17 protein-coding genes and 1 pseudogene are annotated in these 23,612 nt (G+C 34.7%); 16 read left to right on the top strand and 2 right to left on the bottom strand.

What is annotated here, in order from left to right:
- Nucleotides 1–120 precede the first annotated feature (120 nt).
- Complete coding sequence (locus tag DWZ63_RS12950) at nt 121–462, bottom strand: Ig-like domain-containing protein (RefSeq protein ID WP_022015471.1); 342 nt, start codon at nt 460–462, stop codon at nt 121–123.
- Nucleotides 463–828: 366 nt separating this feature from the next.
- Between DWZ63_RS12950 and DWZ63_RS12945 the strand changes: the two genes are divergently transcribed.
- From DWZ63_RS12945 to rsmI, 11 genes and pseudogenes are all read left to right on the top strand, one after another.
- A complete protein-coding gene (locus tag DWZ63_RS12945) occupies nt 829–1,554 on the top strand; it encodes a flavin reductase family protein (RefSeq protein WP_118500092.1) in 726 nt (241 codons plus the stop codon).
- 107 nt (nt 1,555–1,661) lie between these two features.
- Nucleotides 1,662–3,521 (top strand): AAA family ATPase, encoded by a 1,860-nt coding sequence (locus DWZ63_RS12940; RefSeq protein WP_118500079.1) that lies wholly within the window; start codon nt 1,662–1,664, stop codon nt 3,519–3,521.
- 364 nt (nt 3,522–3,885) lie between these two features.
- Nucleotides 3,886–5,187: a UDP-N-acetylglucosamine 1-carboxyvinyltransferase gene (locus DWZ63_RS12935; RefSeq protein ID WP_022015474.1), complete on the top strand. Its 1,302-nt coding sequence runs from the start codon at nt 3,886–3,888 to the stop codon at nt 5,185–5,187.
- Between the two features lie 40 nt (nt 5,188–5,227).
- Entirely contained in the window at nt 5,228–6,403 is a 1,176-nt protein-coding gene (locus DWZ63_RS12930) for a DnaJ domain-containing protein (RefSeq protein WP_118500078.1), read from the top strand.
- A gap of 149 nt (nt 6,404–6,552) precedes the next feature.
- Nucleotides 6,553–8,655 carry a hypothetical protein gene (locus tag DWZ63_RS12925; protein WP_118500077.1) on the top strand — a complete coding sequence of 701 codons (2,103 nt, stop codon included), beginning with the start codon at nt 6,553–6,555 and terminating at the stop codon, nt 8,653–8,655.
- Nucleotides 8,656–8,690: 35 nt separating this feature from the next.
- The gene (gene tmk, locus DWZ63_RS12920) at nt 8,691–9,320 is read left to right on the top strand and encodes a dTMP kinase (protein WP_055946678.1); all 630 of its coding nucleotides are present in this window, start codon (nt 8,691–8,693) and stop codon (nt 9,318–9,320) included.
- Nucleotides 9,321–9,407: 87 nt separating this feature from the next.
- The gene (locus DWZ63_RS12915; protein ID WP_022015478.1) at nt 9,408–9,848 is read left to right on the top strand and encodes a YaaR family protein; all 441 of its coding nucleotides are present in this window, start codon (nt 9,408–9,410) and stop codon (nt 9,846–9,848) included.
- A gap of 14 nt (nt 9,849–9,862) precedes the next feature.
- Complete coding sequence (holB, locus tag DWZ63_RS12910; protein WP_022015479.1) at nt 9,863–10,852, top strand: DNA polymerase III subunit delta'; 990 nt, start codon at nt 9,863–9,865, stop codon at nt 10,850–10,852.
- 18 nt (nt 10,853–10,870) lie between these two features.
- A pseudogene (locus DWZ63_RS12905) lies at nt 10,871–11,791 on the top strand (stage 0 sporulation family protein); the annotation flags it as partial.
- Between the two features lie 293 nt (nt 11,792–12,084).
- Nucleotides 12,085–12,849: a tRNA1(Val) (adenine(37)-N6)-methyltransferase gene (locus DWZ63_RS12900; protein ID WP_055946675.1), complete on the top strand. Its 765-nt coding sequence runs from the start codon at nt 12,085–12,087 to the stop codon at nt 12,847–12,849.
- A gap of 22 nt (nt 12,850–12,871) precedes the next feature.
- Nucleotides 12,872–13,723 carry a 16S rRNA (cytidine(1402)-2'-O)-methyltransferase gene (gene rsmI, locus DWZ63_RS12895; RefSeq protein ID WP_118500091.1) on the top strand — a complete coding sequence of 284 codons (852 nt, stop codon included), beginning with the start codon at nt 12,872–12,874 and terminating at the stop codon, nt 13,721–13,723.
- Here the strand turns inward: rsmI and DWZ63_RS12890 are convergent.
- Complete coding sequence (locus DWZ63_RS12890; protein WP_055946669.1) at nt 13,715–14,131, bottom strand: hypothetical protein; 417 nt, start codon at nt 14,129–14,131, stop codon at nt 13,715–13,717. The two genes, rsmI and DWZ63_RS12890, sit on opposite strands and share 9 nt — an antisense overlap.
- Nucleotides 14,132–14,431: 300 nt before the next feature.
- On the opposite strand from DWZ63_RS12890, the gene DWZ63_RS12885 reads away from it, so the two are divergent.
- From DWZ63_RS12885 to DWZ63_RS12865, 5 genes are all read left to right on the top strand, one after another.
- Nucleotides 14,432–16,942, top strand: coding sequence for a hypothetical protein (locus tag DWZ63_RS12885; protein ID WP_055946666.1), 2,511 nt, complete (start codon nt 14,432–14,434; stop codon nt 16,940–16,942).
- Between the two features lie 467 nt (nt 16,943–17,409).
- Nucleotides 17,410–18,462 (top strand): hypothetical protein, encoded by a 1,053-nt coding sequence (locus DWZ63_RS12880; protein WP_147353234.1) that lies wholly within the window; start codon nt 17,410–17,412, stop codon nt 18,460–18,462.
- Between the two features lie 287 nt (nt 18,463–18,749).
- The gene (locus tag DWZ63_RS12875; RefSeq protein ID WP_182431521.1) at nt 18,750–20,171 is read left to right on the top strand and encodes a leucine-rich repeat domain-containing protein; all 1,422 of its coding nucleotides are present in this window, start codon (nt 18,750–18,752) and stop codon (nt 20,169–20,171) included.
- Between the two features lie 72 nt (nt 20,172–20,243).
- Nucleotides 20,244–22,367 (top strand): carboxypeptidase-like regulatory domain-containing protein, encoded by a 2,124-nt coding sequence (locus DWZ63_RS12870; protein ID WP_118500076.1) that lies wholly within the window; start codon nt 20,244–20,246, stop codon nt 22,365–22,367.
- Between the two features lie 187 nt (nt 22,368–22,554).
- Entirely contained in the window at nt 22,555–23,571 is a 1,017-nt protein-coding gene (locus DWZ63_RS12865) for a glycosyltransferase family 2 protein (RefSeq protein ID WP_022015488.1), read from the top strand.
- Nucleotides 23,572–23,612 lie beyond the last annotated feature (41 nt).

The following is a 23,612-nucleotide window of genomic DNA, read 5'->3' as shown; positions in this document are numbered from 1 at the left end:
CTGCAGCGAAACAAACAATAAAATACCTAAATTAAAGCGAAGCACTTATATAAATGCTTCGCTTTAATTTTAATGTTTTGCTTTTATATTATTTAATTGATATTAACAACACTTCACAGATTAATCAATCTTAAACTGAACCTGTATCGGCTCTTTAAGTGGTTTTCCGTTTAAAGACTTTACATTTGTCGTAATGTTTAAAATATAAGATTCATTCTGTGCGTATGCCTCCATAGGCTCTATTTCTATCTCATTTTCAAGTGAATTATATCTTATAGCAGTCTTTAACGGCGAAAGATTTAATGATGTAACATAAAGATTTACATTATTTACCGTCTTAGGATCAAGTGGAACATTAAACTTAATCTTCCATACAAAATTGCCTGTCTTAAACTTGAGATCCTGCTTTACCTTATTTTCCATACCTGCACTCATGGACTCAAACTCCAAATAGTTTGCCATACCTTATCCCCTGCCTTTCATTATGTATATTAAAATAATTTTATTTTTATCTTATAAGGCTTCATGCTCCACATGAAGTATTTTTCCAATTTAGATATATCTCGCAATTTCTATTACAATTCTATCACAATTATTTTCTTTTGAATAGTGTTTTTGAACACAAGATTTGTTATACTATATATAATATGGTTAGGTAATTGCGAAGCTAACTATATGCTGTGATAATTGCACACTTGTAACACTATCAGATAAATTCTTTTGGATAGTGTTATGAGCAAGCAGCAGAGCGGATTACGAATATCCGTTTAACTAGCAGATTACAAGAGTTCCGCAAATATCTATATGTAGATGAAGAAAGGAAAAAGAATGAGCAAGATAAATTTTAAACCAGGCAACATGATATATCCGCTTCCTGCGGTCATGGTTTCATGTGGTGATATTGAAACAGAGTCAAATATCCTCACTGTTGCATGGACAGGCACCATATGTACTAATCCGCCGATGGCATATATATCAGTCCGTCCTGAGAGATATTCCTATGACATGATTAAAAAATCAGGTGAATTTGTGATAAATCTCACAACCGAACAGCTTATAAAAGCCACCGATTTTTGTGGTGTACGCTCCGGCAGGGATGTAGATAAATGGCTCAAATGTAATCTCACAAAAGAAAAATCCGACACTGTAAAATGTCCTCTTATTGCCGAGTCCCCGGTAAACATTGAGTGCAAAGTGACTGAGATAAAAGAACTTGGCTCTCACCATATGTTTATCGCCGATGTAACCGCCGTCCATGTCGATGAGAGTTATATGGATAAAAACAATTCATTCCACCTAAATGATTCAAACCTGCTCGCCTACTCACACGGTTCCTATTTTGGACTTGGAAATGAACTGGGAACCTTCGGCTACTCTATCCGAAAAAAGAAGGCAGCGGCAAAGAGTTCACAAAAAGCTGAAAAAAAGTCACACACGGACAAAAAACGAATTGTTAAAGAAAAAAAGAGTATGTCTCAAAAAGTAATGGCAAAGCAAAACATAAAACACAGCAAAACAACTGTAAAAAACAAACGAATAAAAAAACATAAATAAAAGCACTTACAAAATATAAGACAAAACTTACCGTTTAAACATTATAGCCGGTAACAAAACAGTACCTCAAAACATAAAATTATTATACAAAGAGAGAAGGCAGCCGTATGAAAATAATTTATATAAAAATCAAAAATTTTAAATCAATATCAGAACTTGAAATAAACGACATTGAAAATGCACTTATCCTTGTCGGTAAGAACAATACAGGTAAAACCTCCATAATAGATGCTATACTTTTGGCATCAAACTTAAAAGCTGCATCAGAACATGAGTTTCTCGATATAAACAAACCCATCGAGATTTCCATGCAGATAGAGTTTACCGAAGATGATCTTAATTATTATTATTCAAGAGGAATTTTGTGCAAGGCAAATAATTTTGAAAAGTGGTTTGAAGAATTCAAAGAAAAGATACCTTCTTATAATAATGGAATTGTATCTTTTACTTTCCACAATACCCCAAACGGTGCAACACGCTACAGTGACGGTTTCAGCAAACACAATCCTTATATCGAAAAGATATTTCCACGCATTTACCACATCGACCAGACACGCAATCTCGATGCATTACAAAATGATGTGTTTAGTTTTTATGACAAGGAATCTTTTCAGAAACTTAAAGACAATGAGTGTACCTTTGACCCAAAAAGGAAATGTAACCGCTGTTTCCAGTGTATAGGACTCATCAACAAAAAAACACCTGAGGAGCTGACGCTTTTTGAGACTATACGCCTGCTTCAGTTCAAACTTTTCCACACAAACCTCAGTGCGTTTGAGCATAAAGTCAATGAATATTTTCGTGCTAACGGCAGTCCGTCACAGGAAATACGCTACGAATTAAATTCAAATATCGACAATCTCCTCAAGGTAGAAACAAAAGTCTACAATAAAGAAAGAGAAAAGATAATCGGCTCACTCAATGTACTCGGTGAGGGACTAAAAAGCATCTACACACTCTCATTACTTGAGGCATATATTGATGAGAAAGACACTCTCCCATGCATAATACTTATGGAAGACCCTGAGATTTATCTTCATCCTCAGCTTCAGAAAGTGGCGAGTGAAATCTTATATAACCTTTCAAAGAAAAATCAGGTTATCTTCTCAACTCACTCACCAAACCTGATATTCAACTTCTCAACAAAACAGATACGGGAAGTTATATTAAATGAAGAATATTATACTGATATAAGAAAAAATACTGACATTGACATGATACTCAATGACCTCGGATATACGGCAAACGACCTTATGAATGTCAGTTTTGTATTTATCGTTGAGGGCAAACAGGACAGCAACCGTCTGCCTCTCCTGCTCAAAAAATATTACTCTGAGATTTATGACGAAAACGGGCAGTTGCAGAGGATTACAATAATTCCGACAAACAGTTGCACCAATATAAAAACTTACGCAAACCTTAAATATATAAACAAACTTTACCTTAAAGACCAGTTCCTTATGATAAGGGACAGCGACGGCAAAAATCCAAAATATCTAAAAAAACAGTTGTGCAGTTACTACACACAGCGTGCAAAAGAAGATGTTGGAAACCTGCCGAGAGTAGAGCCAAAAAATGTTCTTATATTAAAATATTATTCCTTTGAAAATTATTTTCTCGACCCAAAAATAATGTCAAGGATAGGAGTAATAAAATCAGAAGAAGATTTTTATAACATACTTTTCAAAAAGTATAAGGACTATCTGTATAAGCTTACAAGTGTCAAAAAAATGCAGCGTGTCATCGGCAAACACATAAAGACAAAACAAGACATAAAAGACAACATTGAAAACATAAAAATTTATGTACGCGGTCATAATCTTTTCGATATATTTTACGGCAGGTATCATGGAACGGCAGAACAGGAAATATTACAAAAATATATTGATGTTGCACCAAGAGACACCTTTAAAGATATATTTGATGCTATAGATGCTTTTGTTTATTTTGAAAACAGAAAGAAATAAAATACTTTGTAACAGTTCTACCTAAAAAGATAATAAACAATAAAATAAGCAAGCTTATTTATTGCCAATTATCTTTTTTGTGCTGAACTGTTACAAAGACTTAAACTTTTCTTAATAAAATTTAGGTTGACATAACTGTACATTTGACTATAATAGTTTTATGTGTTGAACTCTGCCTATTGTGATTAAATCACTGTTTTTCAGGGCATTTTACCAACACATATATATACTGCTCACACTTATGTGTGTTTGGCAGCTATATTTTTACAAAAGTACAGATATGTATAAAAAAAGATTTACTTGAATATAACAGACTTAATATAGATAGAAAAATAAATAAAAATCCGTTCTAATGAGGTGTAAAATGGAAAATCAGTATATTATAAAAGGTGGCACCCCTCTCAAAGGTGAGGTAACAATCGGAGGTGCAAAAAATGCAGCATTAGGTATTCTTGCCGCTGCTATTATGACAGACGAAACAGTAACTATCGAAAATCTGCCTGATGTCCGTGACATAAATGTATTATTACAGGCAATAGAGGGAATCGGTGCAACAGTTCAGCGTATCAACTCTCACACTGTCAAGATTAACGGTAGTACCATAGGTAATATCACCATAGATTATGATTCAATCAGAAAAATCCGTGCATCCTACTATCTTTTAGGTGCGTTACTCGGAAAATACAACAAAGCACAGGTAGCTCTCCCTGGCGGCTGTGACATAGGAAGTCGCCCTATTGACCAGCATTTAAAGGGCTTTAGGGCACTTGGTGCAACAGTTACCATTGAACATGGCATGATAAACACATTTGCTGACTCACTCGTTGGAAATCATATATTCCTCGATGTTGTATCAGTAGGTGCAACGATAAACATTATGCTTGCTTCATGTATGGCAGAAGGCCGTACAGTCATTGAAAATGCTGCAAAGGAGCCACATATCGTTGATGTTGCAAACTTCTTAAACAGTATGGGTGCAGACATCAAAGGTGCCGGTACAGACAAAATCCGTATAAATGGCGTGAGCAAACTTCATTCGAGCGAGTATTCTATAATTCCCGACCAGATTGAAGCTGGTACTTTTATGGTCGCTGCTGCCGCAACTCACGGTGATGTCCTTATCAAAAATGTTATCCCTAAACATTTAGAGGCAATTTCCGTTAAACTTATCGAAATCGGTGCAACCGTTGAGGAATACGATGATGCAGTCCGTGTATCTGCCGACCACCGTCTCGGTCACACTCAGGTAAAGACTCTCCCATATCCTGGATTTCCTACGGATATGCAGCCACAGATTGCCACTCTTCTCGCTCTTTCAGAGGGTACAAGTACGGTTACGGAAAGCATATTTGAAAACCGTTTTAAATATGTTGATGAACTTGCCCGTATGGGAGCTTCAATAAAAGTTGAGGGCAATGTTGCCATTATCGAGGGTGTTGAGGGCTTTACAGGTGCGGCTATTTCTGCCCCTGACCTTCGTGCCGGTGCTGCACTCGTCGTTGCCGGTCTTGTTGCAGAAGGCTACACTACTATTGATTCAATACACTTTATCGAACGCGGTTACGAAAACTTTGAGGGAAAAATAACCGCTCTAGGTGCGTCCATGGAAAAGATTCCGGTTGATGATGAACGTGCCGTGATGAAATTTAAATTAAAAGTCGGTTAAACCTATATAAGGGCAAGCATCACGCTTGCCCTTGCTTATAATGAGGGGGTGTATTAAAATCAGGCATTTATTTAAAGATTATTATCAGATTTTACAGGTGCATTATGACGCTTCTCCTGATGTCATTAAAGCAGCTTATCGCAAGCTCTGTACCCTGTATCATCCTGATACCAGCCACAACCCAAATGAAGACAAAAGAATGCTCGATATAAACGAAGCCTACAGCATACTTTCAAATCCTGACAAACGGACAACCTATCATAAACTCTGGCTTCAAAACCGTACAGACCGCTCAAGACAGGTTCACCCCGCTTCTGCTTTTAATGCATCTTTATCAGACATATCGGCAAAGGATGTACTTGACAGATTTTTTCATGCACTTCTTACAAAAAACTGGAAAAACGCTTATGCCTGTCTCACTCTTGAGGACCAGGAACACTTTACCCTTGACGAATTTTCTGCCTGGAAAGATGCAGTAAATTCATGTTTTGAGATGCAGGATTACAGAATTTCTTTTTATAAAAATTATAGCAAATGCCGCATTGAAGGTACCGTATATCCTTTTGTAAAGGAATTTGCAGTCACGATAACTGATACCGACCTTCAGCTTTCACAGACTTCCCAAAATATGTCTCACAAATATGTTGCATATGACGGAAATTCATGGAAAGTATGTCTCGGTATGCACTCTCTTAAACAAGCAACATTAAAATTTAAGCTGATGGCATCAAGAAGACAAAATTATGACCCGATTATGATTTATAATAATGCTGTATCAAGAACAGACCCACTTACCGGACTGCTAAGTGAAAAAGGCTTTTATGACGATTCATTTAAAGAGATAGAACGACATAAACGCTACCATAATCCGGTCAGTTTTGCCGTCTTTCAGATAGACTGCTACAGACCGGAGCGTGAAATCTACTGTCTTTGCCAATGTGCAAGTATTTTAAAAACGGAATGTCGTATAAATGACATTATAGGCCGTCTCGGAAATAAGCAGATAGTATGTCTTTTTGCCGAGACAAATGAAAAACAGGCAGAAGCAGCCGTAAATAAATTTTTAAAGTCAATAAAAATACGGCAGAGCGAGCCTTTCACCGTAAATGCAGGAATATTGCAATACAACCGGATTCATTCTCTTGAAGATACCGTTTTTACCATATCGTCGAATGTCAGTAAACAGCAGAACACGATAAAAATGAACAATACATAATGTACTCTCTGAATCTTCTGAACGAAGAATTTCGAGATGGATTTTCGATATACAACGAGAAAATTGAAACAGTATATCGGAAAAGCATCCGAAATGACCCGGTTTAAGAAGATACCTAGAGTACATCACATAAATAAGGGGGACTAAGTATGAATATGACTACTGCAAAAAGAACGACAAATAAAATATTTAAAATAGCCGTTTTAAGTATTTTAATAATAGCCGCCGCTGCTCTTTACCTTCCGTCAGAGTCATCGGCAGCTACAAAAAAAACAACTTTAAAAACAAAATCAGCAACAATATATGTAAACGGAAAATACACTATCTCACTTAAAAACAAACTTAAAAATGCTACTTATTTTTATACTTCAAACAAAACATCAATAGCCAAAGTATCTGCAAAAGGTTCTATTACCGGATGCGGTAAAGGTACGGCGAAAATAAGCGTAAGATACAAATATAAAAAAGAATTTAAGTCTGTAGGTACATTTAAGGTAACTGTCAAAAAAGCGTCATTAAAAAGCAGCTACAAAAAATTCACTGCTACTGTAGGTGATGTATTCCAGCCGTCTGATTATCTAAACAGCGTAAACAAATCGGCTGAATATCTTTTTACAAACACATCCTCAAAAGTTGCCAGTGCCGTGACAAGCGGTGCTATAACCTGTTTGAAAGCAGGTTATACAAATCTGTCAATCCACGAAGTTTACAACAAAAAAAGCCGCACTATAGGTCATATGGAACTTACTGTAATGGGAGCTTCTCTTCGTGCTGACTCATTTAAACTCGCATATTTAAAACAGCTTCCAATCGATGACATTGTAGAAAATATTGACAGCACAGCTACATACAGCTTTACTTCAGACCATCCGGAGCTTTTTGAGCTAAATGACAGTGGAGTTATATCAACCACAACCGGCAACACTGTCCAGACCAGCAATATCACGCTTACCGAGACAACTCCCGACGGCATTAAAAGAGTTCTCGGAACATTTAAAGTTGAACTCACAAACGAGCCATTTATATCTGCTTCAGACCAGAGTATAACAGTAGGGCTTGGTTCAACCATCCAGGCATCTGATTACGAAGGAATAAGCATTACAAACCCTCGTGCCGGTGCGTCTTATTTCTTCACACCTAAAGATACAAATATAATATCAAATGATATGGTTGCCGTTAATTACGGAACCACCACCGTTGAAGTAAAAGAATATTATAACAACCAGATAACCACTCTTCCTGAGACAGTTCAGGTAACGGTTACTACTGCATCAATAAAGAAATCACTTTCACTAAACGGTTTTACAACAATGGTTGACGGTGATGTTTACGGTGATTACCCTGTTGACTGCCGTAACCATACAAAACTGTATCATTATGAATCTGCCAACACATCAATCTGTACTGTCACGACAGGTGGGGACAAACAGGATCAGGATTATCTTGTTATATCACCACTCAAGGTTGGAATAACTTCAATATCAGTTTACGAAACTGTTTCCGGTGAGTCAGATAAAACAAAAATCGGAAGCTTTAAAGTAACAGTAAAAGAAGATACAAGTGATCTTCCTGACCTTGATACACTCAAAGCAAGCCAGATTTTTAGAAGCATTGCTTACACACACAATGATAAAACAATAAATGGTGTTGTAAATACCAACTCATTATCATGCAGTTTCTATGACAGCTATGGCGGATATATTGACTATGGTACTGATTTTTCAAGTCTTACAGCCGGCAGCTTTACATATGTACTCAAAAAATCAAAATACAAGGTTACAAATGTTGAGACAATTGACGGTGGCATGAACTGGACATTCACCATTGATCTCGGTGACACAGACCACACACTTGTAAATGTACCGGTTACATTATCACCGTCACAGCTTGACACAAGCACAATTATTGACAATATCGTTGTCAAACTCGGAACAACGACAAACCGGATAACAGATATAAAAGCCGCAGATTCATCATTTGAAACAACATTTACTGCCGCACAGTACATTGCAGCCGGTGCAACAGAATACAGTAATACTGCCGTAAACCCTGTCGCACTGAGCGATCTCACAAATGTAACCTGCACCGTAACACAAAAAACTTACAATGCGGTAAACACACCTAACGCAAATATAGCAGTGAAACATATTACTGAGCCTGCAACAAAAGACAACAAAACATGGCTGTTTACAGTAACTTTTGAAGATGGCACAAGCAAAAATTACACTGTTACATTAGGATTAAAAGAGTAAAAAACATCAAATTAAACACACGGAGGAAAACGGACATGGCATCAAAAAAGGGAAAATTTATTGTATTTGAGGGAATTGACGGGAGTGGCAAAACCACACAGATAAATCTCCTCAAACAAAAAATTGAGAACACGGGGACAAAATGTTTAGAAACCCGTGAGCCATCAGATGGTCCTGTCGGTGTCATGATCCGCCAGTGCCTTACCGGACGAATGAAGATGGACGAAGCGGCTCTGGCAGCACTTTTTGCTGCAGACAGACTTGACCATATTAACAACTCCGTAAACGGTCTGAAATCAAAAATTGATGAGGGCATATCCATAATATCTGACAGATTTGTGCTCTCAAACTATGCATACCAGAGCGTGAAAGCCCCGCTCGAATGGGTGATGGAGTTAAACCGCATATCACTTGATACTCTCCGCCCTGACTGTCACATATATATTGATGTAGACCCTGAGATAACACTCGACCGTATGCAAAACGGCCGTTTCCAAACGGAGCTCTTTGAAAACAAAAAAAGACTTACAGAAGTAAGAAACCGTTATCTCGAACTGATAGAAAAATTAAAAGAAACAGAAAATATTATTGTTATTGATGGAAACAATTCAATAGAAGATATTTCTGCTGAGATCTGGGATAAAGTCGCTCATTTTTACAAATAAGAAAATACTTATATATCTTCCAAAGATTGCTACCTCATATAAATTTGTGGTACAATAATATACATAAAAATGAAAGGAGGCACCTGTTTGGATCTTAAAATAACACCTATGCAGCAGTTACAGCAAATTGAACAGGCTGCAAAAACAAACGAATCAGATGGTTCCTTTCGCTTTACTCTGCTTAGTACCATAGAAGAGCAGGAACTTCAGGCTACCCTTTTTACCATGATGGAGGAGATAACCCAGCAGGGTGACAAACTCGGCAAACGCATGGACATAAGAGATATGAAAAACTACCGCAGGCTCATCAAAGAATTTATGAACGAGATAGCCTCACATACACATGAATTCAGCCGCGAAAATTTTCTCGACAAAAAAGGCCGCCACCGTGTATATGGTATTGTAAAGCAGATAAATCAGACCTTAGACGAACTGGCCGCAGAACTTCTCAAAGAAGAAAAAGACCACTTGGCGATACTTGGAAAAATTGATGAGATTCGAGGTCTGATACTTGATATTATCACATAATTGGAGGTTTAGTTATGGCAAACTTTAAAGACATTATTGGCCAGGAAAGTATAAAAAAACATTTGCAGACAGCTATCAAAACAGGCAATCTGTCACACGCATATATAATCAACGGAGAATACGGTTCAGGACGGCAGACTATTGCTTCTGCACTCGCAAAGACAATTCAGTGCCAGTCAAAAACAGACGATACTGATGCCTGCGGAGTGTGCACATCATGCAAACAGGCTGAATCGCACAATCACCCTGATATTAAATATATCACTCATGACAAGACCAGCATAAGTGTAAATGATATTCGAGAGCAGCTCAACAACGATATTTCCATTAAACCATACAGCAGCGAATATAAGATTTACATTATACCTGATGCAAATAAAATGACTGAGCAGGCACAGAACGCACTTTTAAAAACAATAGAAGAACCACCCGTGTATGCAATTATTATATTGCTCACGGAAAATTGCGACAGTCTTTTACCAACAATAAGATCGCGTTGTGTCACTCTCACGATGAATCCTGTAGAAAAAGACAAAATATGCACCTACCTTGAAAATAAATTTCAATTAGAACCCGAACAGGCACAGATAGCAGCAAATTATTGTCAGGGAAATATAGGAAAAGCAATCCGTTTTGCAAGTTCAAGTGATTTTATAGAGATGAAAAATCAGGTATTAAAATTACTTAAAAATCTCGACTCAATGGATATTGCTTCAATAATAGATACAATTAAAGAATTTTCAACGCACAAAAATGATATAAATGATTATCTTGACCTTATGCTTTTATGGTATCGCGATGTACTTATGTTTAAAGTTACAAAAGATGCAAATCTTTTATTATACAGCGATGAATATTCTGCCATTTCCGAGCAGGCAACAAAACGCGATTATGAAAATATTGAAAACATTATTGCTGCCATTGACAAGGCAAAAGTTCGTCTCAAAGCAAATGTAAACTTTGATGTGACAATAGAATTAATGATTCTTGCAATGAAAGATTAATTGTATATGGAGGAAAAAATGATTTTAATTATTGGAGTAAGGTTCCGTAAATCCGGCAAAGTGTACTATTTTGCCCCAAACGGACTTGATATAAAAAAAGGCGATCATGTCATAGTTGAAACGGCACGAGGAATAGAATACGGACTTGTTGTTCTCGGTCAAAAAGAAGTCACTGATGACAAAGTTGTCCAGCCATTAAAAGATGTTATCAGAATAGCAACAGAGAGTGATTATGAAATACACGCTGAGAACGAAGAAAAAGAAAAAGAAGCATATAAAATATGCCTTGAAAAAATAGCAAAGCATGAACTTCAGATGAAACTTATCGACTGTGAATACACCTTTGATAAAAACAAGCTTCTATTTTACTTTACGGCAGATGGCAGAATAGATTTCAGAGAACTTGTAAAAGACCTTGCTTCTATTTTCAGAACAAGAATAGAACTTCGTCAGATTGGTGTTCGTGATGAGACAAAACTTATAGGTGGCATAGGTATATGCGGAAGACCACTCTGCTGCCACACATATCTTTCAGATTTCGCCCCTGTGTCTATCAAAATGGCAAAGGAACAAAATCTTTCGCTTAATCCAAGCAAAATATCAGGTGTATGCGGAAGACTTATGTGTTGTCTGAAAAACGAGGAAGAAGCCTACGAATATCTCAATGCAAAACTCCCTCACATAAATGAAGATGTAAAAACCATAGACGGTTACAACGGTATTGTGCAGAGCGTAAGTGTATTAAAACAGCTTGTAAAAGTAATTATCACAAAAGACAATGACGAAAAAGAAGTCCGTGAATATCATGTTGACGACCTTAAATTTGAGAAATCAGCTTCAAGAACTTCCGTATCGCCGGGACAAGCTTTACCCGATGAGGAATTAGACGAAAATGCCTTAAAAGAACTTGAGCAGATGGAAAAAGGCGATATTGAAGATATGACCGAAGAAGAAGAACAGAATAAAAAGTACAAAAACAATCACTACCAGAAAAAGAATTTCAATAAACGCCCTAAATATCCGGATACAAAAAATAAACCGGCTGAAAATTTTTCAGGAAAAAAAGGTAAACACTATAACCGTGAGCGTGATAACAATAACTATCGTCACAACAACAATAATAACAATAATCAGCCACGCAAAAATTATCACAAATCATCCGGCGGAAACGGCGGTTATGGTAATGGCTACAACAACATTAAACCTGAATAAGAAATACAATGAGGGTTAATATGGAAAAAGAAAATTATTTAAAGAACGGAGAACGCCTTGATGATCTCCAGCTAAACGGTTTACACATAATACAGAATCCCGAAAAATTCTGCTTTGGCATGGATGCGGTTCTGCTGTCATCATTTTGTGCCAAAACCATACGAAAGAAAGACAAAGTTCTTGATTTAGGTACCGGTACAGGTATCATTCCGATACTCCTATCCGCAAAAGCTGAGCCGGCACATATCAGTGCTCTTGAAATTCAGGATGAAAGCGTTGATATGGCAAAAAGAAGTGTAAACTTAAACGGTCTTGACGAAAAAATAGATATTATTCATGGCGATATTAAAACAGCTTCACTAAATTTCGGTGCGGCTGTTTTTGATGCTGTCACAACAAATCCCCCATATATGAATGACAATCACGGCATTAAAAATCCGGATATTCCAAAAGCAATAGCACGACATGAAATATTATGCAATCTCGATGACATTGCAAGAGAAAGCTCAAAACTTTTAAAGACACAGGGGCGTTTCTATATGGTACACCGCCCGTTCAGAATGACCGAGATAATTTGTACATTAGCTAAATATAAGCTTGAAACAAAACGCATCTGCATGGTTCATCCTTTTGTATCAAAAGAGCCTAATATGCTGCTTATCGAAGCTGTAAAAAACGGAAAACCTTTTGTCAAATTTGAACCTCCGATAATAGTTTATGAAACACCTGGAAAATACACTGAACAATTATTAGAGATATATGGTTTGCAGCAGCATACACCTTAAATCAAATGAAAGGAAAACTGATATGAATACCACCACTCCCGGCACACTTTATCTCTGTGCAACACCTATAGGCAATCTTGAAGACATAACATTCAGAGTTCTTAAAACACTAAAAAAAGTAGACCTTATTGCCGCCGAAGACACAAGAAATACGATAAAACTGTTAAATCATTTTGAGATAAAAACTCCAATGACAAGTTACCACGAATACAATAAAATTAAAAAAGCAAAATATCTTGTCGAAAAAATAACAAACGGAACAGATATTGCACTCGTTACAGATGCCGGAACACCGGGTATATCCGACCCCGGAGAAGAACTCGTCAAACAGGCATATGAAGCCGGCTTAACAGTCACTTCCTTACCCGGAGCCTGTGCCTGCGTTACTGCTCTCACACTTTCCGGTCTCTCAACAAGGCGATTCTGTTTTGAAGCATTTCTTCCTGTTGACAAAAAAGAACGCCGTGCAATACTCGACTCCTTAAAAAAAGAAACACGCACCATTATAATATATGAAGCACCGCACCATTTGAAAGCAACACTTTCAGAACTTTACTCATATCTTGGTGACCGCAAGATAACATTTTGTAAAGAACTCACAAAATTGCACGAAACTGTACAGCAAATGACCTTAAGTCAGGCAATCGAATATTACGGGCAGACTCCGCCAAAAGGCGAATATGTCATGGTTATCGAAGGTATCTCCCATAAAGAACTGGAAAAACAGTCGATACAGGAATGGGAAAAAATCACCATACAGGAACATATGGATATTTATCTTTCACAGGGAATGGATAAAAAATCATCCATGAAACAGGTCGCACTCGACAGAGGCATCCCAAAAAGAGAAGTATATAATACCCTCTTAAAATAATTTATTATTTGATATGCAGGCGTGTCTGTTTTTTCTATAAACAATCACGCCTGACAAAAGTGCATAGATTAACAAATCAGGGTTTTTATCCACAAAATTTATGTTATCTTTCTCATTATTCTTATAATCTTTTAAAACTCTTTCAACAATTCCGTCAATAAATCTCTTATCAGGCAGCTCATCAAACATTGGGCTTCCATCATACTCATATTTATCACATTCATTATTGACATACATAAGTATTATTCTAAGATTGACAGGCATAAGATAGTCATACTTTTTTTCGCCTTTTTCCGAAACACACTCCGAACAAACATAGGAATTTTTATTATCTTTCACACCGTCTGCTGCTGCATATATCATCAGATTTCCATTATCATACATCCCTCTTATTATGTTTTCTTTCACAATAAACCTCATTTCCGCTGGCATTTTTTACATATAATATGAAAATTATTATCACACCATAACATAAAAAACATTTTTTAACATATTATATGCTTAAGTTTTCATTAAGTTCATTGCCTTTTTGCTCAAAAAACACTATACTAATTTATTGTACGGAACAGCTTACTTTCTTTTTTTATATTAAGCAGTTTCACAAAAAAAAATATAAATAAAATTACTATTCACACAGTAAGTGCCATGGATATTAACAATTCGTTTCGCTGCTTACTCATATAAATAATAAAAATCAGGAGGTATATTTTGAAACATATATATAAATTTTTTGCATTATTTTTAATATTTGGTCTTTCAATTTTTTTATTTAGAAAAATGATACCGGAGGCTTCAGCGGGCACATCAAGTGCCACAACGCTTCAGACAGCAACATTTCCAATAATGTACCTTGAAATAGGCAATGGATATACCGTAAACACTTTGCACGGTTACAGCAGCGAATTAAACAGTTCCAATGTAAGAGAATGTATTACACCTCTTGAAGCTGACAAATCATTTATTGTTAAATTTAAAGAAAATCAGACAAAAGTAAAAAAACTTACTTTCAATCTCAAAGATATTACAAACAATAAAGTAATCGAGTCAGACACTCTTACTGCTTTTGATAATAAAAAAGGACTTAAAACGCTTAAAATAAAGTTGTCGGAAAGTATTGATACAAGTACCGAATATGGAATGGATATTGTACTTACGACCAATTTAAGCAAAAAAATCCATTACTATACACGAATAAAATATTACGATACTGATTTCTTCCTTAAACAGAAACTCGAATTTGTTACAGGCTTTCATAATGCGACATTTAATCCCGGCAAATCCTTTAAATACGCAAAATACCTTGAAAGCAATACATCAACAAACAAATCGTATGCCAATGTAGGGATTAATTCCTCTCCTGAGCTCGTTACATGGGGCAAATTAAAGCCAAAACTTCTCTCCGAGACAATTCCTACAATAAAGGAGGTAAATGTTGAGACAGCCGCAATACAATATGTTTATTATGTAAGGGCTAAAACTTCATCCGGCAGCGAAACTTTTCTTGTAAAAGAATTTTATCGTGTACGCTATTCTGGCAGCAGACTTTATCTGTTAAATTTCAGGCGTACGATGGAAGCAGTCTTTAATCCAAAACTTACTTCCGTCAGAAAAAGCCAGTTTAAAATAGGTGTATCCAATGAAAGCAACTTTCAGTTGACTTTAAACGATAGGGCAAATGAGCTTGCATTTGTCCGCAATGGTTCACTCTGGTACTACGACATGGATAAAGACAATCTCCACGAAGTATTTTCTTTTGCACAGAAAAAAACTGATTACTTAAGAGACACCTATGACCAGCACAATATAAAAATCCTTAATTTTGATGACAATAATACAATCAATTTTGTTGTCTATGGTTATATGAACTGCGGTGATTATGAGGGGCGTGTTGCTGTAATACTTTACAATTACGACCCTGCCAAAAATCTTATTACAGAGCGTGTATATATTCCGCTTGAGACAACATATCAGCAGTTAAAAGAGGATTTTGGAAAATATTGCTATGTTAATAAACAAAATATTTTCTACTTCTCAATGAACAATGTCATGTATGCATATAACATTTCATCAAAAAAATACGAACTGCTTACCAAAAATATAGCAAAAGATAATTTTTCAATGATGGAAGATGCAAAATGCTTTGTCTGGTCTAATGCGTCAAAGTCGGATTACTCGCAAAAGATTACAATATTAAATCTTGATACGGCAAATAAACTTGAAGTAACCGCACCGGAAAATCAAAGTATCGTAGTCCTCGGAACTATTGATGCAAATGTGGTTTACGGCTTTGTCAAAAATAAAGACATTTATGAAGGCTCAAACGGAGAAACCACACAACCTGCATACAAACTCGTCATTTCCGATTGCAACGGAAATATCATGCGTGAATATAAAAACAAAAATATTTATGTTATTTCGGCAACCGTTGAGAATAATGTAATAACCTTAAAAAGAGTCAGAAAAACAGGCAACGGTTTTAAACCGACAAATCCTGATAGTATATTGAACCAGAAAAAAGCGACAAAAAAGACTGTTCATGTTGCATCAAGAATTACAAAACAGTCACTCGCCGAAAAATATATATGCCTGCCGTCAGGTTACAAAATGAAAAAAACACCTGAAATACAAAAGGCAAAACATGTAATGGTGACAGAAAACACCACTCTTCATCTCGCTGACGAGAGCAGCAGCTCATTTAAATATTATATATATGCCTACGGAGAAGTTACAGCAAGCTTTACAACCCCTGCAAAAGCAATTCAAAAGGCTGATGAGCAGATGGGGGTCGTAATGGATAACAGGTCCCATGTTGTCTGGGAAAGAGGTGGAAAGTTCATATCAAAAGAAGTATCCGGTATGTCATATCCTGACACCGCAGACAGCAAAAAAGCAGCAGTTCTTATGCTGTTGCAGGCAGCCCAGTCAGAAACAGACGAAAGTTCATTAAAAGGCAGTTCGATAATGTCAATGCTAAAAACACATATAAAACAACCTGCTGATCTTACCGGCTGTACCCTTGACGAAGTATTGTATTTTGTAAGCAGCGGTAAACCTGTGATTGGTATGCTAAGCGACTCACACGCAGTTGTCATAACAGGTTACACAACATCGACTGTTACATGGTTAGACCCTGTAACACACAAAAAGAATACTACTTCACTAACTTCTGCTGAGCATACATTTAAGGATGCTGGATATAGATTTGCAAGTTATATGTAAAAAACAAATAAAAAAAAGCCGATTTGGAAATTCAAACCGGCTTTTTACTTTGCTTTTTCAGAGTGTCGTTCCACGAATATATGTTCCTCATAATAATTTTTTGTGAACATTTCACAAAAAAAAATATTTTTTTTGTATGATTTTAAGCTGGAAAACTCTTACTATATATAATAGAATATGACCATCTTATTTTTATTAGATGATGTGTGGAAAGGAAAGCTATGTACCACACACATTCAAAATTATCATTTATATTATTTTTTTGTAACATAAAAAGTTCAAAAAAATATCATATAAAAACGGCAGCAAATTTATCCGCCGTCTTTATCACAATGTTAATCACATTTTTTATAATAACACCACCTATACAAACATTCTGTCATACAAAAACTGACAACACAAATATATCAACGGTGTTTAGTTCTGATGCCGTAAAACAAACACTTACATTATCTGAAACCCACTATATGCTTACAAATTCGGCACAGCTAAAGCAAAATATATTATATAAAGATACCATAAAAAACAATTCAGTAAATTACTATTATATCAACAACCCTGCTGCCACAAATCTATTTTGTATAAAATGTGTATCAGGTAAATTAACCACCAATGAAATACAATTTTTTGATGATGCAAACAACGAAATAAACACCAATATTATAAGACATCAAAATTATTTCTATATAGATATAAAAAAATTATTAGCAAAAGCCCCCTCTGCCACCCGTATTTATATAACGGCAGGCAGCAGAAAAACAAGCAATATAGAAATTATTTATACCAAAAATATTACGACACCAAAAAGTAATAATAATAATAATGCTGATAAAAAAGGCATTGCCAAACGCAACACACAAAAAAGCATAACCAAAAGTAGCACTAAAAAAAAGACATATAAAAAAGATACTAAAAAACGCATAATAAAAAAAGCTGCAAATAAGGAAGATACCAAAACACACGCAACTAAAAAAAGCACTACAAAAAACAAGAAAAACATAACTGCAATATACAAAAAAACAGTTCAAAAAAGCAAGCCTAAAAAAAATAATATACATAACCAAAACAATAAATCACGCAGAAAAACAAACAACAACGCAGCAGCCAAAAAAAGCAACAAAAATAAAATTGCACATCATAAAACAACTGATAAAAATAAGAGCAAAAACAATATTGCACATCATAAAATAACTGATAAAAATAGGAGCAAAAACAATATTGCACATCATAAAACAACTGATAAAAATAAGACTAAAAATCAAAATGTAAATAATAAATATGTAAAATTTAATACTAAATTTATTACACTTAAAAGCACTAAAAATACATTTCTTGCATATAGAACAAATATAAAAGTAACAAACGAAACCAAGATAATATGGACAAGCAGTAATACAAATATTGTCTCAACGAACAAACATAAAATAACAGCACACCACAAGGGATTAGCTATTATAACACTTACAATAAAAGACAGGACCGTATGCAAAAAGGCAATATGCACAATTCGCGTTACATAAATAATTCTTTTATAAAAAAGGAGGTAACTATGTTTTTAAATAATGCACCTAAAAAACTTTTAAAAAAATATCCGATAACCGACTTGATATACATAACTCATGACTGTTTTGTTTATAAGTCTGAACAGACTAATAGTGGTAATCTCCGCATTATCAAGATAACCCCATATGTTCATAAACAACATTGCATTTTAAAGGCAGTTTCACATATAAATGATACACACCTGCTTACCCCGGTTTCAGTAGAAAAATACCAGAATTTTACTGTTTCAGTATATCCTTATAAATTGTCTGTTATAGATAAGATAATTTATAGTAAACTTTGTTTTGATGAACTTCTGACCCTTGCCTTAGACTTATGCGACGGCATTATCAGGCTTCACTCAAGCAATATTCTTCATCTGGATATATCACCAAATAATATATATCTTAATGATGATAATACTTTTTGTATTGGTGACTTTTCATCTTCCCAGAAAAAAAGTAATAATAAAATACGCCGCAATATTTATTTTACAGAAGGCTACTCTCCTCCTGAATTTAAAGCATATTCCAAAAATTTGGTACAGATAAATGAACTGTCTGACGAATATTCACTTGCAAAAACAATTCTGAGTCTTTGCCACGGATATAACACTTCTGCTAAAGACCATCCGGTTCAAGATACAACGGACATTCCTGAATATTTTTTTGATATTTTGAATAAAGCATCCTCTGAAATCCAGGAATATCGTTATCCATCTATCAATGCTTTTAAAACTGAACTGCTCTCTTTTAAAGCTGAATACGATATTTCCGAAATAAAATATTATATTAGTTTTAATTCAGAAAATAACCCTTTCAATAATACAAAAACAAGACCAATGGTGAAACCACATATTGAAGAACCTACTCCTACAATACAAAAAATTATTAACTCGCCTGCATTTATGACTGTTGCTATTTTATTAGCCGTTATTTTACCAATACTGAGTCTGTATAAAATTTTTTACACTCCTAATAATGCCGATAAAATTGCAGCCCACAACATCCAAAATATATCCATCTCCTATGAGACAAAAGAACCTGTTGCAATTATCGAAGAAAATAAAACTAATAACAAAAACACTGATTCTGCAGAAATTGATAATAGTAACAAAAACACTGATTCTACAGAAATTGATTGCAATGACAAAAACACTAATACCACAAAAATTGATTGCAATGACAATGTCGATAACTCAAAAATTAAGAAAGACAACATCAATAAATCTTCTGTTAAAGAAATTGATATTGAGGACAAGAATATTACTTTATTATCTGAAGATTGTATTAAAAGTACACTTAATATTAACTTTGATATTAACTCTGTTACTATTATTTCAGCGAACAATAATAATATCTCTGACATAAGCAGATTATCTGAATTTGTATCAGTCAGAGAACTATATTTATCTGACAACCGTATAAAAAATATCGACTCTCTTAAACAGCTTTTCAATCTAAAAACACTTGTTATATCTTCAAACTTAATTGATGACATAACTTCCTTAAAGGAACTAAAAAACCTTGAGAACCTCGATATATCCAATAACAAAAAACTTAAAAACCTCTCTGCCTTATATGAACTAAAAACGCTAAAGCTATTATGTATTAATGAAACTGCAGTCACTAAAAGTACCATAAAAAAATTAAAAGTAAGTTTGCCTGATTGTGAAATAATATATTAGTCCATAACCAAAAAGTTACACTTAAAAAGGCATTAAATTATATTTTAAAATCAATAAAAAGGAGAACTTTATATGAGAAAAACAACTAATAAAAAGACGATACACCCGACAATATTTAAATCAATTAACCACTGTACATTGAGAGCAAACGGTGCAATATTTTTTTTATTTATTAATATGAGTTTTTGTGCTATTTTTTCGCTGGCTTTATTACTGACATTTCCCCCTATAATCTCTCACGGAAAAACAACCAAAACAAGCTTTGAAAACAGATATAATGCTATATATATCGGAAAAACTTACAAATACAATATTGTCAATCCTCCTAAAAAAGCAAAAATAAAATTTGCTGTCAGCAACAACAAATTAGCAACAATAAATCAAAACTCCGGTATTTTATATCCACGCAAAAAAGGCAGCGTAACCATTAAAGCTTTTGTTACTGATATTAATAAAAATCAAAAACTTACGCTCAAAAAAACAGTTAAAATAAAAGCTTCGAAAACGGTCAAAAAAGATACCTCTGAAATACCATTTTCTCTCCCATCAACTTATGTCAACAGTATAAACTATACCGTAAAATTAAAAGCAGCAAAAATTATGCAGACATCCGAAGTTAAATCATCTTATATACAACTTGTAAAACAGAAACATGAGCTAAAAGGACAGTTTAAAAATTTATCTGCTAACGGCAGATATATCACCTATGAACTTGATAATGACGCTGTAAAACAGCTTACTCCCGGTGATAGAACAATGGATGGAACTTATACTATGTCCTGCTCTCTTTCTTCACGCAAACTAAACATTAACTATGCAGAACACTTTGTTGGTCAGTCTGTAACAGGTTTTGTCATGACTCCCGGAGGAAATCCGGTTGAAAATGCAAATATAACTATATCCAACAATAATTTTACCGTAAATACAACAAGTGACAAAAACGGTTATTATAATGTTCGTTTTCCAAAACCTGAAACTGTTGTGCTAACTGTATCATGCAACAATTACTATACTCGCACAATAAAAGATATTTACTTGAAAATCCCAAAATCTGTCTGTAAAAACATTGTAATGCATAAAAAGGAAACTTCGGACAAAAACAGCTTTTTACTGTCTGCATATTTTAATATACGGTCATATGATAAACAGCCTGTAAAGCTCGAAATTTCTTCATGTGATGCAACTGCTGGTGTTTCATCATCTGATACAACCTCTAACAATTTATCACGCAATTCAACCGCCGATACTTTGTTATCTGATACAACTGCCAACGCTTTGTCAAACAATTCAACCGCTGATGCTTATAGCAACCCTCAGACTTTTACCACTGATGAGTCAGGCGGACTTTTTATCTCACCGGATGATGCACTCACTTCAAAAAAGCTTCTGTCCGATGCTGACATTATTACACTTTCTTCAACAAATAAAAATATTTCTCATAAAGAAAATATAGAAGCCAAAAACTATCCAGCATTTAGTTATCCATTTTTATATCAGAAAAAATATCATGTGAAAATTTTTAGTTCTGCTAACAAAAGCCTTCAAGCTGACTGTGAATTTTATTTTTCATTTGATAACTTTACTTCATGCAACCTCATATTTGATATAACTCTAAACCAAACTAACAAAACCATTTTTCCGTTATCCTTACTGCCCCTTAATCCGGGCAGTAATATTGATTTAGAAAAGATAAATTATTATCATGCTGATTTATACCAGATTGGCATACCGGCTCCTTTATGTTATTTTAATTTTTGTGAGAACACACCTGCCAATTTTGCATCAAAGATAAACTCATCAGAACTCTATCTTAAAAACGGTAATTTTTATTATGCAGTTTTTAGGGCTTTAGATTATACTAACAACATAATTTTGTCAGACATTCTTGCTCCATTTAAAATTGAAAATGGCATTATGCATTTTGATGATGACTCTCTGATTTTTTCAGACAATAATGCATTTGACATAAAATCAAAACAACTTCCAATTCTTTCCGACATACTTTTGAATGCAGCTAATCTTCCACAGGACAGCAGTTATAAAAATACCGTTTTATGTACTTATGACAGCTATGGAAAAATCAAAAGCACATTCTTTTCATCGTTCTCCTCAACCCTATTGCAAAAAAAATTATCTCAGGCATCATCCGGCTATATTATTTACACTGACTCTGAATCATTTGACATCGGTATTTAATTTTTTTTGCTAAAAAGTTATAAATCACAAATGTTATAAATAATTAAGAATTATTTCCTTTAATATAATTCAATTTCATTATATAATAGTGTTAAAGTAAACTATAAATAACCCAGCTAACAGTTGGAACCTCTTCCTGACTTTCAGCAGGGAAGATTACAATTAATAAATAATGATTGGAGATATTATGAAACTATTAAGCGTAACTATTCCTAGTTATAACTCACAGGAATACATGGAAAAAGCTATTAACTCAGCACTTATAGGTGGGGATGACATTGAAATTCTCGTTGTTGACGACGGTTCATCGGACAACACTCTTGATATAGCACTTAAGTATGAAAAAAAATATCCGGGAATCGTGCGTGCCATCCATAAAGAAAATGGCGGACATGGCTCGGCTGTTAATACGGGTCTTGCAAATGCCACCGGTCTTTACTTCAAAGTTTTAGACAGTGACGACTGGTTCGATAAAGAGAGCCTTGTCAAAGTTCTTGACTTTTTACGCGAAATTGTAACTGATTCCAAACAACTTGATATGCTTATAAGCAATTATGTATATGAAAAACCTAGTGCACATAAACATAAGGCTATTAATTATCACAGTGCAATTCCATGCAATGAATTTATAGGCTGGAAAGATGTAAAACATTTTAAAATGAGTCAAAATTTACTTATGCATTCCATAATTTACAGAACAAAACTTTTAAGAGATTGCAGCCTCAAATTACCTGAGCATACATTTTATGTTGATAACTTATACGCCTACATTCCACTACCATATGTAAACACTATCTTTTACCTCGATGTAGATCTGTATAGGTATTTTATCGGGCGTGAAGACCAGTCTGTAAATGAAGCCATTATGATAAAAAGAATCGACCAGCAGCTTAAAGTTACCAAGCTTATGATTGACTCTCATGATCTTTCATCAATAAAAAATAAAAAGTTACAATCATACATGACAAAATATCTCGCTATGATGATGATAGTCAGTTCTGCTCTGCTTGTTAAAGACGGTACACCTGAAAGTCTTAGAAAAAGACAGGAACTTTGGGATTATTTAAAAAGCAACAGCAAGCGTGTGTATCGAGACATAACAAACAAAAAATTTGGCAGACCATTACAATTAAAGAGCAAAGTCGGAAGACAGGTGATTATTCTTGGATATCGTTTTTGTAACAAAATTTACGGTTTCAATTAAATAATACCAGGCTTATATTTTAAATTAAAAACAGCTAAACA

This window comes from Clostridium sp. AF34-13 (assembly GCF_003477845.1).
In the GTDB taxonomy this organism is placed as follows: Bacteria; Bacillota; Clostridia; order Lachnospirales; family Lachnospiraceae; genus Butyribacter; species Butyribacter intestini.
Note: the sequence above shows the minus strand (reverse complement) of the source record. Positions and strands in the feature narration are given on the sequence as shown.

Coding starts and splice junctions, on each gene's coding strand:
- DWZ63_RS12880 (WP_147353234.1), top strand. CDS start 17,410: ATGCTTACAAATTCGGCACAGCTAAAGCAAAATATATTATATAAAGAT.
- DWZ63_RS12950 (WP_022015471.1), bottom strand. CDS start 462: ATGGCAAACTATTTGGAGTTTGAGTCCATGAGTGCAGGTATGGAAAAT.
- DWZ63_RS12935 (WP_022015474.1), top strand. CDS start 3,886: ATGGAAAATCAGTATATTATAAAAGGTGGCACCCCTCTCAAAGGTGAG.
- holB (WP_022015479.1), top strand. CDS start 9,863: ATGGCAAACTTTAAAGACATTATTGGCCAGGAAAGTATAAAAAAACAT.
- DWZ63_RS12925 (WP_118500077.1), top strand. CDS start 6,553: ATGAATATGACTACTGCAAAAAGAACGACAAATAAAATATTTAAAATA.
- DWZ63_RS12945 (WP_118500092.1), top strand. CDS start 829: ATGAGCAAGATAAATTTTAAACCAGGCAACATGATATATCCGCTTCCT.
- tmk (WP_055946678.1), top strand. CDS start 8,691: ATGGCATCAAAAAAGGGAAAATTTATTGTATTTGAGGGAATTGACGGG.
- DWZ63_RS12870 (WP_118500076.1), top strand. CDS start 20,244: ATGAGAAAAACAACTAATAAAAAGACGATACACCCGACAATATTTAAA.
- DWZ63_RS12930 (WP_118500078.1), top strand. CDS start 5,228: ATGAGGGGGTGTATTAAAATCAGGCATTTATTTAAAGATTATTATCAG.
- DWZ63_RS12940 (WP_118500079.1), top strand. CDS start 1,662: ATGAAAATAATTTATATAAAAATCAAAAATTTTAAATCAATATCAGAA.
- DWZ63_RS12865 (WP_022015488.1), top strand. CDS start 22,555: ATGAAACTATTAAGCGTAACTATTCCTAGTTATAACTCACAGGAATAC.
- rsmI (WP_118500091.1), top strand. CDS start 12,872: ATGAATACCACCACTCCCGGCACACTTTATCTCTGTGCAACACCTATA.
- DWZ63_RS12900 (WP_055946675.1), top strand. CDS start 12,085: ATGGAAAAAGAAAATTATTTAAAGAACGGAGAACGCCTTGATGATCTC.